Here is a 13,792-nt window from a genome sequence, read left to right on the forward strand (position 1 = left end):
GCCCGTCGCCGCGTTGCTGGTCGTCATCCCGCAGATCCTGTCATGAGGACGGTGACGATCCTGGGGGCGACCGGCTCGGTCGGCACCTCCACGCTGGATCTGGTCGAGCGCGAGCCGGAGCGGTTCCGCGTCCGCGCGCTGACCGCGCACCGCGACGTCGCCAAGCTGGCCGCCGCCGCGATCCGCACGCGCGCCGAGCAGGCGGTGGTCGCCGACGAGGGCTGCCTGCCCGCGCTGCGCGATGCGCTGGCCGGCACCGGCATCGCCGCGGCGGGCGGGGAGCAGGCGGTGTGCGAGGCGGCCGGGTCGGGCGCCGACTGGACGATGGGCGCGATCGTCGGCTGTGCCGGGCTGAGGCCGGTGCTGGCAGCGATCGAGCGCGGCGGCACGGTGGTGCTGGCCAACAAGGAACCGTTGGTGTCCGCGGGCGCGATCGTGATGGCCGCCGCGCGCGACCATGGCGCGGCGGTGCTGCCCGCCGACAGCGAGCATAACGCCATCTTCCAGTGCCTGGACATGGCGCGGCCGGAGCGGGTCCGGCGCATCATCCTGACCGCCAGCGGCGGGCCGTTCCGCGACTGGTCGCTCGACCGGATGGCGTCGGTGACCCCGGCACAGGCGGTCGCGCATCCCAATTGGTCGATGGGCGCCAAGATCTCGATCGACAGCGCCACGATGATGAACAAGGGGCTGGAACTGATCGAGGCGGCGGTGCTGTTCCCGGTGGAGCCGGCGCGGATCGAGATCGTGATCCACCGCCAGTCGGTGATCCACTCGATGGTCGACTACGTCGACGGATCGATGCTGGCGCAGCTGGGGCCGAGCGACATGCGGGTGCCGATCGCGCATTGCCTGGCCTGGCCGGACCGGATGGCGACTCCGATGGAACCGCTGGACCTGGTGAAGCTGGGCCGGCTCGACTTCGAGGCCCCCGATCCGGTGCGGTTCCGCTCGCTCGCGCTCGCCCGCGCGGCGGTCGAGACGGGCGGCGCGCGCCCCGCGATCCTGAACGCCGCGAACGAGGTGGCGGTGGCGGCATTTCTGGCGGGTAACATCGCGTTTCTTGAAATCGCCGCAATCGTGGACGATACGTTGCAACGCTATGACCCGGCCGCGCCGGACACGCTCGACGAGGTGTTGCACGTCGATGCGCGGGCGCGGGAGTTCGCCGGTGAGCGCGTGAAGGATTGCGTGGCTTGATCCAGACCCCCGGACTGCTGCTGACCCTGCTGGCCTTCGTGCTGGTGATCGGTCCGCTCGTCTTCGTGCATGAGCTCGGCCATTATGCCGCCGGCCGCTGGTTCGGGATCAAGGCGGACGTCTTCTCGATCGGGTTCGGGCGCGAGATCGCCGGCTGGACCGACCGGCGCGGTACGCGGTGGAAGGTCGCGTGGCTGCCGCTGGGCGGCTATGTGAAGTTCGCCGGCGACATGAATCCCGCCGGGCAACCGGATGCCGACTGGCTGGCGCTGCCCGCCGAGGAACGCGCCCGGACGTTCCAGGCCAAGCCGGTGTGGCAGCGCGCGATCGTCGTTGCCGCGGGACCGGTGGTCAATTTCGTGCTGGCGGTGCTGATCCTGGCGGGCTTCGCGCTGGCCTATGGCGATGCGCAGACCCCGGCGGTGGTGGGGCAGGCGATGCCCGGCACCGTCGCCGCGCAGGTCGGCCTGCGCACGGGCGACCGCGTCACCGCGCTGGGCGGGCGTCCGGTCGAGACGTTCGAGGACATGGTGCGGTTCGTGAAGATCCGCGCGGGCGAGCGGGTGCGCGTCGATTACGTGCGCGACGGCACGCCGATGCATGTCGATGCGACGATCGCGACGCAGGTGCAGCGCGACCGCTTCGGCAACGAGTTCCGCGTCGGCCTGCTCGGCATCCGCCCGGCAGCGCCGGTGGTGCGGCAGGTCGGCGTGCTGGAGGCACCGGTAATCGCGGTCCAGCGCACCGGGCAGATCGTGCAGATGATGGTCGAGACGATCGGCCAGATCGTCAGCGGGCGGCGTTCGGTGAAGGAACTGGGCGGCCCGCTGTCGATCGCGAAGGTGTCCGGCGAACAGATCACGCTGGGGCCGGAGGCGTTCGTTTTCCTGATCGCGCTGGTTTCGATCAATCTGGGGTTCATCAACCTGCTGCCAGTGCCGATGCTGGATGGCGGGCACCTGCTGTTCTATGCGATCGAGGCGGTGCGACGGCGACCGGTGGCGCCGCAGACGATGGAATGGGCGTATCGCGGCGGATTGATGGCGGTCCTGGCGCTGATGCTGCTGGTCACGTTCAACGATCTCGGCAACTTCGGCCTGTGGCGGCATCTGGCCGGCTTGATCGGTTGACGAAGGTAAGGCAGGGCGACGCGGCGGCGCTCTGCGGTTTCTCTCGGGTGGGATTTTGGTGACGGTGCTCAACGTTTCGACTTCGCGGGCGCGTGCCTCGGCGACCTTGCTCGGGTGCACGATGCTGGCGGGCGTCCCGCTCGCCGCATCGGCGCAGACCATGCCGGCGGTCACGCCGGCCCCCGCATCGGCACCGGCCGCCCCCGTGGCGGCCCCGGTGGCCGCGACCAAGGTCATCAAGACGCTGCGCGTCGACGGCACGCAGCGGATCGAGCCGGAAACCGCGCTCAGCTATACCAAGCTGCGGCAGGGGCAGGCGTACACCAACGAGACGCTCGATCAGGCGATCAAGGACCTGTACGCCAGCGACCTGTTCGCCGACGTGACGATCGCGGGCGCCGACACCGGCGACATCGTGATCCGCGTGCGGGAGAACCCGATCATCAACCGCGTGATCCTGGAGGGCAACAAGCGCCTGAAGGAAGACAAGATCACGAAGGAGATCCGGCTGAAGCCGCGGCAGATCTTCACCCGGTCCGCGGTCCGCGCGGACGTGGCGCGGATCGTCGAGCTGTATCGCCGCCAGGGCCGCTTTGCCGCCAGCGTCGAGCCGAAGATGGTCAGCCTGGACCAGAACCGCGTCGACGTGGTGTTCGAGATCACCGAGGGTCCGAAGTCGAAGGTCCGCCAGATCAACATCCTGGGCAACGAGGTGTTCAGCGACAGCAAGCTGCGCGCGCAGATGGCGACCAAGGAAGCGCGCTTCTTCCGCTTCCTGTCTTCCGGCACCTCCTACGACCAGGACCGGCTGGCCTATGACCAGCAGAAGCTGCGCCAGTTCTACCTGACCGAAGGCTATGCCGATTTCCGCGTGACGTCGGCGGTTGCCGAGCTGACCCCGGACCGCAAGGACTTCATCATCACCTATGTGGTGGAGGAAGGCCCGCGCTACAAATTCGGCGACGTCACCGTCGACAGCGATATCCGCGATTTCGACGGGAAGAAGCTGGCCGCGACGCTGCCGGTCAAGAAGGGCGAATGGTATAACGCCAAGATGGTGGAGGACACCGTCGACAACCTGAGCGAGACCGCCGGGCTGTTCGGCTATGCCTTCACCGAGGTCAGCCCGGAATTCCAGCGTGACCGTGACGCGCTGACCATGTCGATCAATTTCCACATCGGCCAGGCGCAGCGCACCTATGTCGAGCGGGTCGATATCACCGGCAACACCCAGACGCAGGACAAGGTGATCCGCCGCGAGGTGCGCCTGGCGGAAGGCGATGCCTTCAACAGTTTCCAGGTGAAGCGGTCGCAGGACCGCATCAACTCGCTGGGTTATTTCCAGGACAAGTTCGAGATCAAGCAGACGCCGGGGTCCGCCCCCGACCGCGTCCTGCTGGAGGCGAACGTCGAGGAGAAGTCGACCGGCGAACTGCAGCTGTCGGCGGGCTTCTCCAGTCTGGAGCGGTTCATCATCCAGGCCAATATCACGCAGAACAATTTCCGCGGTAAGGGCCAGACGCTGCGTGCCGGCGTCAATTATTCCAGCTATTCCAAGTCGATCGAGCTGGGCTTTACCGAGCCTTATGTCTTCGATCGCAACATCGCGCTGGGCGTCGACATCTTCCGCCGCGACTTCAACGCCTTCAACTTCATCGGCACCGATCGTAACACCACCTACAGCCAGGTATCGACCGGTTTCCAGGTGCGCACCGGCGTGCCGCTGACCGAATATTGGCAGCTCGCCGGCCGCTACACCTTCTCCTATGATGAGGTCGGGCTGGACCAGGCGACCTTCTTCACCAACGGCGCGTGCGACCGGCTGAAGGCGGGCAATTACCTGTGCGACGCGCTGGGCAACCGCCTGACGTCGAGCGTTGGCTACTCGCTGATCTTCGACAGCCTCAACAGCCGGCTGCGGCCGACTGCCGGGCAGCGGTTCACCTTCAGCCAGGATTTCGCCGGCCTGGGCGGCGACGTGCGCTACATCCGCACCCGGCTGGAAGGGTCGAAGTTCTGGGGTCTCGGCGGCGGCTTCGTCGCGTCGCTGACCGGCGAGGGCGGCTATATCCATTCGCTGGAATCGTCGCGCGGACCGGGGATCGACAAGATCCGCATCACCGACCGCTTCTATCTGGGCGAGCCGCAGTTCCGCGGCTTCGACATCCGCGGCGTCGGCCCGCGCGTGCTGCGCCAATATTATACCAACGACGCCAGCGGAAAGCAGGTGCTGGTCACCGACCGCGACCAGATCGTCGATGACGCGCTGGGCGGCCGCGCCTATTACCTGGGCAAGCTGGAGCTGGAGATACCGCTGGGCGCCGGTGCGCGCGAACTGGGGCTGCGCCCGTCGATCTATGCGCAGGTCGGCAGCCTGTTCAACATCACTCGCCCGCTGCCCACCGCGACGTTCCCGACCACCACCGATGCGGCGGGCAACACGGTCGTCCTGCCGCTGCCGCAGCGCGACACGGCGGGCAACCCGCTGTTCACCTATGTCAATGCCGGCGGCCTGTCGGTACAGACGTCGTGCGCCGCGGGTATCCCGGATGCGTCGGGGACGTGTAACGGCGTGGTGCCGAACAGCCCGCTGATCGCGTCGCAGCCGTTCAAGGAAACCTTCCTGGGCAATTCGGCCCAGCCGCGCGTTTCGGTCGGCATCGGCGTCAACTGGAATTCGCCGTTCGGGCCGCTGCGCATCGATCTCGCCAAGGCGCTGGTGACGCAGCCGGGCGACGACAAGAAACTCGTCACCTTCAACGTAGGGACACAGTTCTGATGACGACCTTCAAGACCCTTCTCCTCGCCGCCGCGCTCGCCGCGCCGGCCGCGATCGTCTCGACCAGCGCCACTGCGCAGGTGGGCGGCGTCGCCGTGGCCGATCCCGAAGCGGCGGTCGCCAATTCGAAGGCATGGGCGACCGCCCGCACCCAGATCCAGACGACCTACAAGGCGCAGATCGACCAGGCGAACGCGCGTCGCCAGGCGATCTCGACCGAACTGCAGCCGCTGGTCGACGCCTACCAGAAGGCCGCCGCCGCCCCCGGCGCGACCGAGGCATCGCTGCGATCGCAGGCGACCGCGATCCAGACCAAGGAGCAGGCCGGCAATGCCGAGCTGCAGCGCCTGACCGCGCCGGCCAGCCGCGCGCAGGCCTATGCGCTGGAGCAGATCTCCGCCAAGCTGCCCGACGCGGTGAGCGCGGCGGTCCGCGCGAAGAACGTCAGCCTGCTGCTGCGCCCGAACGCGGCGCTGTTCGCGCAGCCGACCGCCGACATCACCTCGGCGATTACCGCCGAGCTGGACCGTACCGTGCCGACCGTCGGCATCACTCCGCCGGCCAATTGGCAGCCGGGTCAGCAGCAGCAGCAGGGCGCCGCCGCTGCCGCCCCCGCCGCCCCTGCGCAGGAACCGCCGCCGATCGTCGTGCGCGCGCCGGAGCCCGCGCAGCCGCAGACCCCCGCGACGATGGTGGTCGAGCCGGTGGCGATGATGATCGCGACGTTCGACGCCAATGGCGATGCGCTGGTCGACCGGTCGGAGATGATCGACGGCGTGCGCGCGTCGTTCGAGGCGATCGACACCGCGCATACCGGCGCGCTGCGCTACATCGCCTATTCCGACTGGGCGGCGACGTTCCTGGGCGATGCCAATGCGCTGCCCAGCCCGTATGAGGTGGATCGCAACAACGACGGGCAGGTCACGCTGGACGAGCTGCTCGACCAGTTCAGCCGGCTGTTCGCGCGCTACGACAAGGACGGCAGCAAGACGATCAGCCGCGCCGAGCTGCTGACGTTCCGCACCATGCCGATCGGCGCGGACGGCCCGACGATGGGGCGCGGCGCGCCGCGCGGGAAGGGCAAGCCCGATGCCGGGGCGGTGCCGCGCGGCGGGCACGACCCGCGCGCGCCCGAGCCGGACGACAAGGCGGATGGCGACAGGGAAGGCGGCAACGGAGCCGGCGGGCGATGAGCGCGCCGCGCTTCGCCTTCACGATCGCCGCGACCGACGGCGCGGCGCGCACCGGCGCGATCGCGATGGAGCGCGGCACGATCCGCACGCCCGCGTTCATGCCGGTCGGCACCGCCGCGACGGTGAAGGCGATGAAGCCCGCCGACGTCGCGCGTGCGGGTGCCGATATCATCCTGGGCAACACCTATCACCTGATGCTGCGCCCCGGCGCGGAGCGGGTGGCGCGGCTGGGCGGGCTGCACGCCTTCATGGGGTGGGAACGGCCGATCCTGACCGATTCGGGCGGCTATCAGGTGATGAGCCTGTCCGAACTGACCAAACGATCGGAGGAGGGCGTCGCCTTCGCCAGCCATCTGGACGGCACCCGGCACCTCATCACCCCCGAACGCTCGATCGAGATCCAGCGGCTGCTGGGCAGCAACATCACGATGGCGTTCGACGAACTGGTGCCGACCACCTCCACCCGCGAGGTGCAGGCCGCGGCGATGGAGCGATCGATGCGCTGGGCGAAGCGCAGCCGCGACGCCTTCCACGACGCGGACGGCGGTGTCCATGCGGCGCATAACGCGATCTTCGGCATCCAGCAGGGCGCGCTGGACGAAGGGTTGCGCAAGGCGAGCGCCGATGCGCTGATCGACATCGGCTTCGACGGCTATGCGATCGGCGGGCTGGCGGTGGGCGAGGGGCAGGAGGCGATGTTCGCGTGCCTCGACTACGCGCCGGGCCAGCTGCCCGCCGACCGCCCGCGCTATCTGATGGGGGTGGGCAAGCCCGACGATATCGTCGGCGCGGTGGAGCGCGGGGTCGACATGTTCGATTGCGTGATGCCGACGCGATCGGGGCGCACCGGCCAGGCGTTCACGCGCAGCGGGCCGATCAACATCCGCAACGCGCGCTTCAACGAGGATCAGGGGCCGCTGGACCCCGAATGCGGCTGCGCGGTGTGCGCGACGTGGAGCCGTGCCTATCTCCACCATCTGGTCCGCAGTGGCGAGATTCTGGGTGCGATGTTGATGACCGAACACAATATCGCCTTTTACGAGGCGTTGATGGCGGACCTGCGCGCCGCCATCGCCGAGCAGCGGCTGGCGGCGTTCGCCAGCGGTTTCCGCGCGCGTTACAGCGCGGGCAAAGGAGGACAAGGATGACCGACGCAACCGACCCGACCGAGCCGAACGAGATCCTGGCGACCGTCGCCGCCGCCAAGGCGCATGAGGAAGCCGGCGTGGGCAAGGATGCAGCGATGCATCGCGGCGGGCGCTGGCAGATCGGCAAGACGTGGCTGGGCGTGGGCATCGGTTCCGCCGCGGTCGCCGCGGCGGTGCTGTTCGCCAATTCGCAGCGCGACAGCCGCCGGGGCGATAGGAAAAAGTAAGGGCCGGCGCGCTAGGCGATAGCGACGCGCCCGGCGGGCGGGCGCGTGCGAGGAGCCGGGCCGTGCGCGCCTTCTTCCCCACCGGTCAGCGATCGCAGCGCGCCGCCCTGTTCTGGGCGCGCCGGCTGCTGGCGGTGATCGGGGCGCTGATCGTGGTCGCCGCCGGGGCGCTGGCGGCGCAGGCCGCGATGCTGATGCTGGCATCGCCGCGCATCCTGGTGAGCCGTGCGCTGCCCGCCCCGGTCGCCGCCGAGGCGGCCCCGGGGGGCGCCGACCCCGCCACCTTCGCCTCGCCCGCGATCCGCGCGGCAAAGGCGGGGGCGCTGGACACGGTCGACGGACTGGAGATGCTGGTCGGGCAGGCCGCGCTGGCATTCGAACTGTTCTTCGGCGCCGCCCCCCCGCGTGAGCATGACGAGGAATTGCGCGAACGGCTGCTGGCATGACCGGGCCTGCCCTTCCCCGGCCCGTTCTCCTCGGCCTCACCGGATCGATCGGCATGGGCAAGTCGACCGTGGCGCACATGTTCGCCGACGAAGGCGTGCCGGTGTTCGACGCCGACGCCGCGGTCCACCGCCTGCAGGGGCCGGGCGGCGCGGTCGTGGCCGCGATCGAGGCGCGCTTTCCCGGCACCACCGGCGCGAACGGCGTCGATCGCATCGCGCTGGGCGCGGCGGTGCTGGGCGACGATGCGGCGATGAAGGCGCTGGAGGCGATCGTCCATCCCGCAGTCGGGGCGGAGCGCGCCGCCTTCCTGTCGCGCCACGCCGCCGCGCCGCTGGTCGTGTTCGACGTGCCGCTGTTGTTCGAAACCGGCGGCGACCGGGCCATGGACAAGGTGGCGGTCGTTTCCGCCGCGCCGGACGTGCAGCGTGCCCGCACGCTGGCGCGCCCTGGCATGACCGCCGCGAAGTTCGACGCGATCCTCGCGCGCCAGCTGCCGGATGCGGACAAGCGCGCGCGGGCGGACTGGGTGATTCCCACCGACGTGCCGCTCGATGAAACGCGTGCGGCGGTCCGGCGCGTCATCGCTTGCGTGCAGCGCGGCGAGGGCGGATAACGATCCGACCATGCGCGAAATCGTCTTCGATACCGAAACCACCGGCCTCAGCTTCGCGGGCGGCGACCGGATGGTCGAGATTGGCTGCGTCGAGCTGGTCAACCGGTGTGAGACCGGGCGCACCTTCCACGCCTATTTCCATCCCGAGCGCGACGTGCCGGAGGAAGCGGCGCGGGTGCACGGGCTGCGCATCGACTTCCTCTCCAAGCATCCGGTGTTCGCCGCCGGGGTCGACGGGCTGCTGGAGTTCATCGGCGATGCGCCCTTGGTCGCGCACAATGCCGGGTTCGACTTTTCCTTCCTGAACGGCGAGCTGGAACGCTGCGGGCGCGACCCGGTATGCCGGTCGCGGATGGTCGATACGCTGCAGATCGCGCGCACGCGGCACCCCGGGGCCAAGCATACGCTGGACGCGCTGTGCAGCCGCTTCGGTGTCGACCGTTCGCACCGCGTGCTCCACGGCGCGCTGCTCGACGCGCAATTGCTGGCGCAGGTCTATGTCGAACTGCTCGGCGGGCGGCAGATCGGGCTGGGGCTGGTCAGCGAGTCCGCCGCGCCGGTCGTCGTTGCGGCGGCGCCCGCCGCGCCGCCGCGCGCACGCCCGCTGCGTGTCTTTTCCGCACCGCCGGAGGAACTGGCGGCGCATGCTGCGTTTGTTCAGAAGATAAAAGAACCGTTGTGGGGGACCGCGGCGTCCGGTTGACGCCGACGTACCGGCGATAAGGGGCCGGGCCGGTACGACGACATGGAGAGCAGCTTATGGATATCCGGGTTTCAGGTCATCAGGTGACGATCGGCGATGCGCTGAAGTCGCATGTGCAGGACCGGCTCCAGGGTATCGCGGACAAATATTTCGCCCGCGCCATTTCCGCCGAAGTCACCTTCGGCAAGGGCCCGCACGATGCGGGCTTCAAGTGCGACATCGTCGCGCACGTCACGCGCGGGCTGGTGCTGAAGGGCGGGCATGGCGCGCACGACGCGCATCTGTGCTTCGACGGCGCCGCCGACAAGATCGAGAAGCAGCTGCGCCGCTACACCCGCCGGCTCAAGGATCGCTCGCCCGCCCATGCGGAGATCGCCGCGGAACAGGATCGCAGCGGCTATGACAATGCCGGCTACACGCTGTTCGCGGAGCCGGTCGACGAGGAGGATGCCGGCGATGCGCCGCTGGTGATCGCCGAAACCCGTGTCGACGTCCCCGACGCCAGCGTGTCCGATGCGGTGATGATGCTGGACCTGCGCAACACCCAGGCATTGCTGTTCAAGAACGCCGGCACCGGCGCGTACAACATGGTCTATCGCCGCGGCGACGGGACGATCGGCTGGGTCGAACCGCAGCGCGGCGGATGATGCCGTCCTGCTCCTTTCAAAGAAACGATCCCCATGACCGACCTGAGTGACCTGCTCATGCCCGAGCTGGTCGCCGTGGACCTGTCCGCGGCCTCACGAAAAAGCCTGTTTCCCCAGCTCGGCGGCCTGATGGCCCCGGCGCTGGGACTGGACCCGCGCGCCGTGGCGGAGGCGCTGGCGGCGCGGGAGAAGGCGGGGTCGACCGGTTTCGGCGGCGGCGTGGCGATCCCGCACGCGCGCGTCGCCGGGCTGGAACGGATCGTCATCGGCGTCGCGCGGCTGGCGCAGCCGGTCGATTTCGATGCGGTGGACGACCGTCCGGTGGATGTGGTCGTCGCGATGCTGTCGCCGCCGCGCGCCGGCGCCGAACATCTCAAGGCGCTGGCGCGCGTGTCGCGGCGGTTCCGCGACCGGCTGTTCGTCGCGAAACTGCGCGGCGCGGGATCGCCCGACGCCATCTACGCGCTGCTGGCATCGGATCTCGGCCGTGACGCCGCCTGAGGGGGCACAGGCGCATTATCGCGCGCTCGAATCGCTTTATGCGGCGGCGCCGATCAACCGCTTCTTCGAATCGCGGCTGGCGATCCCGGCGGCGGGCGAATCGCGCATCCATTTCACCGTGGACCAGCGCCATTTCCACGCCGCCGGCGCCGCGCACGGCACCAGCTACTTCAAGATGCTGGACGATGCGGCGTTCTACGCCTGCAACAGCCTGGTCACCGATCGCTTCCTGCTGACCACGCAGTTCAGCCTGCTGCTGACCCGGCCGATGGGCGAAGGACCGGTGGTGGCGGAGGGTCGCTGGATCAGCGGCCAGCGCCGCGTGTTCATCGCCGAGGCGCGGCTGGTTGCCGCCGATGGCGAGGAAGTGGCGCGCGGCACCGGCACGTTCATGCGCTCGCGCATCCCGCTCGCGACGCTGCCGGGCTACGCCGCCGGGTGAGCGCGCGGCTGCCCACGCATCTGTCGGTCGCGGCGCTGCTGCGGCGGGTCAACGATTCGGGCGGGATGGGGATGGTGCGCGCGTCGGGCGATCCGGCGACCGGCGCGCTGCTGATCCTGATGGGGGAGGGCCGGCACATGCACGCGATCGAGCGGATGCGCGGGCTGGACGACCGCGACTCGATGGTCGCGTGCGGCCCGGCCAGCGGCGAGGAGCGCGACGTCGAGGAATATTGGCGCGCCCGCCGCGCGCGCGACCCCGATCTGTGGGTCGTGGAACTGAGCGTCGCAGGCGCCGAACGGTTCGTCGCTGAAACGATCCTGTCAGATTGACCCTGTTAACGTTTGCCGGGAATAGGCGGCGCATCGTGTTTCGCGTTGTGCCGCGCCGGTGTGCGATATCGGACGGTGACGCAGCCGGGGGGGAATCCGGGCGATCCTGGGGGCTTTAACGCTTCACCGGCGATCGTTTCCGCATACCCACCGCATATCGTTGTTGTCGAATGTCGTTTGCCTCGCGCGTCGCTACCTTTGCCGCGCTTTCTCTTTCGCTGGTCGGGATGATCGCCCAAAGCTCCGCTGGCATTGCCGCTGAGTCGCCCACGCTTCCCACCACCGCTTCGGTGAACCAACTCGCCGCGCCGGCGCCGGTTCCCGCCCCGATTCCCGCGATCGTCGCCACGACGACACCGCTTTCCGCCCAGACCGCAGCCGATACCTCCGCCACTCCGTCCGACGACGTCGAGGAAGAGGTCGCCTATCCCACCCTGGCCGCGGCGGTCGCCGATCAGTCGGTGCCCTCGAACGCCGGCGAAGACCTGCGTTGCCTGGCCGGCGCGATCTATTTCGAATCGCGCGGCGAACCGCTCGCCGGCCAGCTCGCCGTCGCGGAGGTGATCCTCAACCGCTCGCAGTCGCGCCGTTTCGGCGGCAGCGTGTGCGACGTCATCACCCAGCGCGGCCAGTTCTCGTTCGTCCGCGGCGGGAAGATCCCCAGCGCCCCGGTCAACAACGACTGGCGCACCGCGGTCGCCGTCGCCAAGGTGGCGCTGAAGAACGCCTGGGAAAGCAATGCGTCCGAGGCGATGTATTTCAACGCCCGCCACGTCGGCCGCCCCTCGCGGGTGAAGGTCGCGGCGATCGGCAACCACATCTTCTATCGCTAAACCGGCCGCGCGTCGCGCGGACAGGCTTTGCGTCTGTTCGCATGATGTTCTATTCGGGGGGCGATGCTGACGACCCCCTCCTCCTGCCTTGAGCCCTGCTCCGCTGATCCCGCGTCCGATGCGCTGTGCGCCGCCGATGTGGCGCGCGGCGTGACGCGGATGCTGCTGCGCCACGAACTGACCGCCATTGCCGAGGTGCCGCTGGACGGCGGGCGCCGTGCCGATCTGATGGCGATCGATGCGCGCGGGCAATTGGTGATCGTGGAGATCAAGGTGTCGCGCGCCGACCTGCTCGGCGATGCCAAGTGGCAGGATTATCTCGCCCATTGCGACCGCTTCTACTGGGCGGTGCCGGCGGGGTTCGATGCCTCACCGATCGACGGCGCGGCGTTCCTGCCCGAACGCACCGGGCTGATCGTCGCGGATCGCTACGACGCCGCGATCGTGCGCGAGGCGCGGACCGATCCGTTGCCCGCGCATGTCCGCAAGCGCTGCACGCTCGCCTTCGCGCGCCGCGCCGCGCGCCGGTTGATCGCTGCGCACGATCCGGAAGCGGTGCAGGGGTTCTGACCCCCCCCCGCCCGCGCCGGTTCAGCGCAGCTTCGGCCCCGCGACCGCGCGCACCGTCTGCTTGGGCGTATCGTCGAACAATTTCGCGATCGCGGTCGCGCGGGCATCGCGCGCGGCATAATCACGCGCCGAAAGGCCCGCGACATTGTCGGTCTGGTCGGGGTTGCCGCCCGCCGCCAGCACCTCGCGCACCAGCGTCAGGTCGCGGCGCTGCACCGCGCGGATCAGCGGCGTCTCGCCGCTGCCGTTGGCGAGGTTGGCATTGGCCTTCGCCGCCGCGAGGATCTTGACGATCTCCGGCTGGCCGTACTGGACCGCCAGCAGCATCGGCGTGTCGCCATGCCCGTCGCGGATGTTCGGATCGGCGCCCTTGGCCAGCAGATAGCGCAGATACGTCGAATCGCCGCGCTTCACCACGATGTGCAGCGCGCCCTCGCCATTGGTGACGTCACGGGTGTTGATGATCGTCTGCCCCGGCTGGTCGAGGATCGAGATGACCGCGTTGCCGTCACCCTTTCGCACCGCGTCGAGGAACTTGTAGCTTTGCGACTGCTGTTGCGCAGCGACGGGAGCGGCAGCGGTCACCAGCAGGGCGGCACCGAAAAGCGGGCGGAGGGAGCGACGGAACATAGGCCTCGATCGTTGCAGGCGGGGTTGCGCACCACCCTATAACGCATCACATCTGGCCCCGCCATGAACATGCCCCTCCTGCCCGCGGGTCGCCGGGTCGCCGCCGCGCTCGCGCTGGCGCTCGCGGCCTGTTCGGCCCAGCCCGCCGCCACCCCGCCGCTGGCGGGGGCGCGGATCGGCGGGCCGTTCACGCTGACCGACCAGAACGGCCGCACCGTCACCGACAGCGATTTCGCGGGCCGCTATCGTATCGTCTATTTCGGCTACACCTTCTGCCCGGACGTCTGCCCGGTCGATGTCCAGAACATCTCCGCCGCGCTGAAGCTGGTCGAGGCGAAGGATGCGGCGCTCGGCAAACGGATCGTGCCGATCTTCGTCACCGTCGATCCCGCGCGCG

Annotated in this window: 16 protein-coding genes and 1 pseudogene; 16 read left to right on the forward strand and 1 reads right to left on the reverse strand. The window is 69.2% G+C overall.

Features of this window, described 5'->3' with window-relative positions; genetic code table 11:
• The first annotated feature begins 42 nt into the window (after positions 1 to 42).
• From AX685_RS04730 to AX685_RS04805, 15 genes and pseudogenes are all read left to right on the forward strand, one after another.
• Complete coding sequence (locus AX685_RS04730; protein ID WP_066485912.1) at positions 43 to 1,200, forward strand: 1-deoxy-D-xylulose-5-phosphate reductoisomerase; 1,158 nt, start codon at positions 43 to 45, stop codon at positions 1,198 to 1,200.
• On the forward strand, positions 1,197 to 2,330 hold the full coding sequence (gene rseP / locus AX685_RS04735; protein ID WP_066485918.1) for an RIP metalloprotease RseP: 1,134 nt from the start codon (positions 1,197 to 1,199) through the stop codon (positions 2,328 to 2,330). The genes AX685_RS04730 and rseP overlap by 4 nt, the downstream gene beginning before the upstream one ends.
• Before the next feature lie 121 nt (positions 2,331 to 2,451).
• Positions 2,452 to 5,109 (forward strand): outer membrane protein assembly factor BamA, encoded by a 2,658-nt coding sequence (gene bamA, locus AX685_RS04740; RefSeq protein WP_082740534.1) that lies wholly within the window; start codon positions 2,452 to 2,454, stop codon positions 5,107 to 5,109.
• Positions 5,109 to 6,302, forward strand: coding sequence for an OmpH family outer membrane protein (locus AX685_RS20890; RefSeq protein WP_082740532.1), 1,194 nt, complete (start codon positions 5,109 to 5,111; stop codon positions 6,300 to 6,302). The genes bamA and AX685_RS20890 overlap by 1 nt, the downstream gene beginning before the upstream one ends.
• Positions 6,299 to 7,450, forward strand: a complete 1,152-nt coding sequence (tgt, locus tag AX685_RS04755; protein ID WP_066485920.1) for a tRNA guanosine(34) transglycosylase Tgt — start codon at positions 6,299 to 6,301, stop codon at positions 7,448 to 7,450. Before AX685_RS20890 ends, tgt begins: the two co-directional genes overlap by 4 nt.
• Complete coding sequence (locus tag AX685_RS04760; RefSeq protein WP_066485923.1) at positions 7,447 to 7,677, forward strand: hypothetical protein; 231 nt, start codon at positions 7,447 to 7,449, stop codon at positions 7,675 to 7,677. The genes tgt and AX685_RS04760 overlap by 4 nt, the downstream gene beginning before the upstream one ends.
• 305 nt (positions 7,678 to 7,982) lie before the next feature.
• Positions 7,983 to 8,123, forward strand: a pseudogene (locus AX685_RS20895) (shikimate dehydrogenase); the annotation flags it as partial.
• Positions 8,120 to 8,737, forward strand: coding sequence for a dephospho-CoA kinase (gene coaE / locus AX685_RS04770; protein ID WP_066485930.1), 618 nt, complete (start codon positions 8,120 to 8,122; stop codon positions 8,735 to 8,737). The pseudogene AX685_RS20895 and the gene coaE, both read left to right, overlap by 4 nt.
• A 10-nt stretch (positions 8,738 to 8,747) precedes the next feature.
• Positions 8,748 to 9,440, forward strand: coding sequence for a DNA polymerase III subunit epsilon (gene dnaQ, locus AX685_RS04775; protein WP_066485933.1), 693 nt, complete (start codon positions 8,748 to 8,750; stop codon positions 9,438 to 9,440).
• A gap of 56 nt (positions 9,441 to 9,496) precedes the next feature.
• Entirely contained in the window at positions 9,497 to 10,087 is a 591-nt protein-coding gene (gene hpf / locus AX685_RS04780) for a ribosome hibernation-promoting factor, HPF/YfiA family (protein ID WP_066485936.1), read from the forward strand.
• Between the two features lie 33 nt (positions 10,088 to 10,120).
• Positions 10,121 to 10,588, forward strand: a complete 468-nt coding sequence (locus AX685_RS04785) for a PTS sugar transporter subunit IIA (protein ID WP_066485939.1) — start codon at positions 10,121 to 10,123, stop codon at positions 10,586 to 10,588.
• A complete protein-coding gene (locus AX685_RS04790; protein ID WP_066485941.1) occupies positions 10,575 to 11,030 on the forward strand; it encodes a PaaI family thioesterase in 456 nt (151 codons plus the stop codon). The genes AX685_RS04785 and AX685_RS04790 overlap by 14 nt, the downstream gene beginning before the upstream one ends.
• Entirely contained in the window at positions 11,027 to 11,362 is a 336-nt protein-coding gene (locus tag AX685_RS04795) for a DUF1491 family protein (RefSeq protein WP_066485943.1), read from the forward strand. The genes AX685_RS04790 and AX685_RS04795 overlap by 4 nt, the downstream gene beginning before the upstream one ends.
• 290 nt (positions 11,363 to 11,652) lie before the next feature.
• Positions 11,653 to 12,195: a cell wall hydrolase gene (locus tag AX685_RS04800; protein ID WP_331710148.1), complete on the forward strand. Its 543-nt coding sequence runs from the start codon at positions 11,653 to 11,655 to the stop codon at positions 12,193 to 12,195.
• Positions 12,196 to 12,258: 63 nt separating this feature from the next.
• Positions 12,259 to 12,765, forward strand: coding sequence for an MmcB family DNA repair protein (locus tag AX685_RS04805; protein ID WP_066485947.1), 507 nt, complete (start codon positions 12,259 to 12,261; stop codon positions 12,763 to 12,765).
• A gap of 21 nt (positions 12,766 to 12,786) precedes the next feature.
• Here AX685_RS04805 and AX685_RS04810 read toward each other — a convergent pair whose 3' ends face one another.
• Positions 12,787 to 13,395, reverse strand: coding sequence for an ankyrin repeat domain-containing protein (locus tag AX685_RS04810; protein WP_066485949.1), 609 nt, complete (start codon positions 13,393 to 13,395; stop codon positions 12,787 to 12,789).
• A 63-nt stretch (positions 13,396 to 13,458) separates the two neighbouring features.
• Here AX685_RS04810 and AX685_RS04815 point away from each other — a divergent pair.
• A partial coding sequence (locus tag AX685_RS04815) for an SCO family protein (RefSeq protein WP_443026248.1) occupies positions 13,459 to 13,792 on the forward strand: 334 nt, incomplete at its 3' end.

The sequence above is a fragment of the Sphingomonas sp. CCH9-F2 genome (assembly GCF_001556735.1).
Taxonomy (GTDB): Bacteria; Pseudomonadota; Alphaproteobacteria; order Sphingomonadales; family Sphingomonadaceae; genus Sphingomonas; species Sphingomonas ginsenosidimutans.

Coding starts and splice junctions, on each gene's coding strand:
- AX685_RS04730 (WP_066485912.1), top strand. CDS start 43: ATGAGGACGGTGACGATCCTGGGGGCGACCGGCTCGGTCGGCACCTCC.
- bamA (WP_082740534.1), top strand. CDS start 2,452: ATGCTGGCGGGCGTCCCGCTCGCCGCATCGGCGCAGACCATGCCGGCG.
- AX685_RS20890 (WP_082740532.1), top strand. CDS start 5,109: ATGACGACCTTCAAGACCCTTCTCCTCGCCGCCGCGCTCGCCGCGCCG.
- tgt (WP_066485920.1), top strand. CDS start 6,299: ATGAGCGCGCCGCGCTTCGCCTTCACGATCGCCGCGACCGACGGCGCG.
- AX685_RS04760 (WP_066485923.1), top strand. CDS start 7,447: ATGACCGACGCAACCGACCCGACCGAGCCGAACGAGATCCTGGCGACC.
- coaE (WP_066485930.1), top strand. CDS start 8,120: ATGACCGGGCCTGCCCTTCCCCGGCCCGTTCTCCTCGGCCTCACCGGA.
- dnaQ (WP_066485933.1), top strand. CDS start 8,748: ATGCGCGAAATCGTCTTCGATACCGAAACCACCGGCCTCAGCTTCGCG.
- hpf (WP_066485936.1), top strand. CDS start 9,497: ATGGATATCCGGGTTTCAGGTCATCAGGTGACGATCGGCGATGCGCTG.
- AX685_RS04785 (WP_066485939.1), top strand. CDS start 10,121: ATGACCGACCTGAGTGACCTGCTCATGCCCGAGCTGGTCGCCGTGGAC.
- AX685_RS04805 (WP_066485947.1), top strand. CDS start 12,259: ATGCTGACGACCCCCTCCTCCTGCCTTGAGCCCTGCTCCGCTGATCCC.
- AX685_RS04810 (WP_066485949.1), bottom strand. CDS start 13,395: ATGTTCCGTCGCTCCCTCCGCCCGCTTTTCGGTGCCGCCCTGCTGGTG.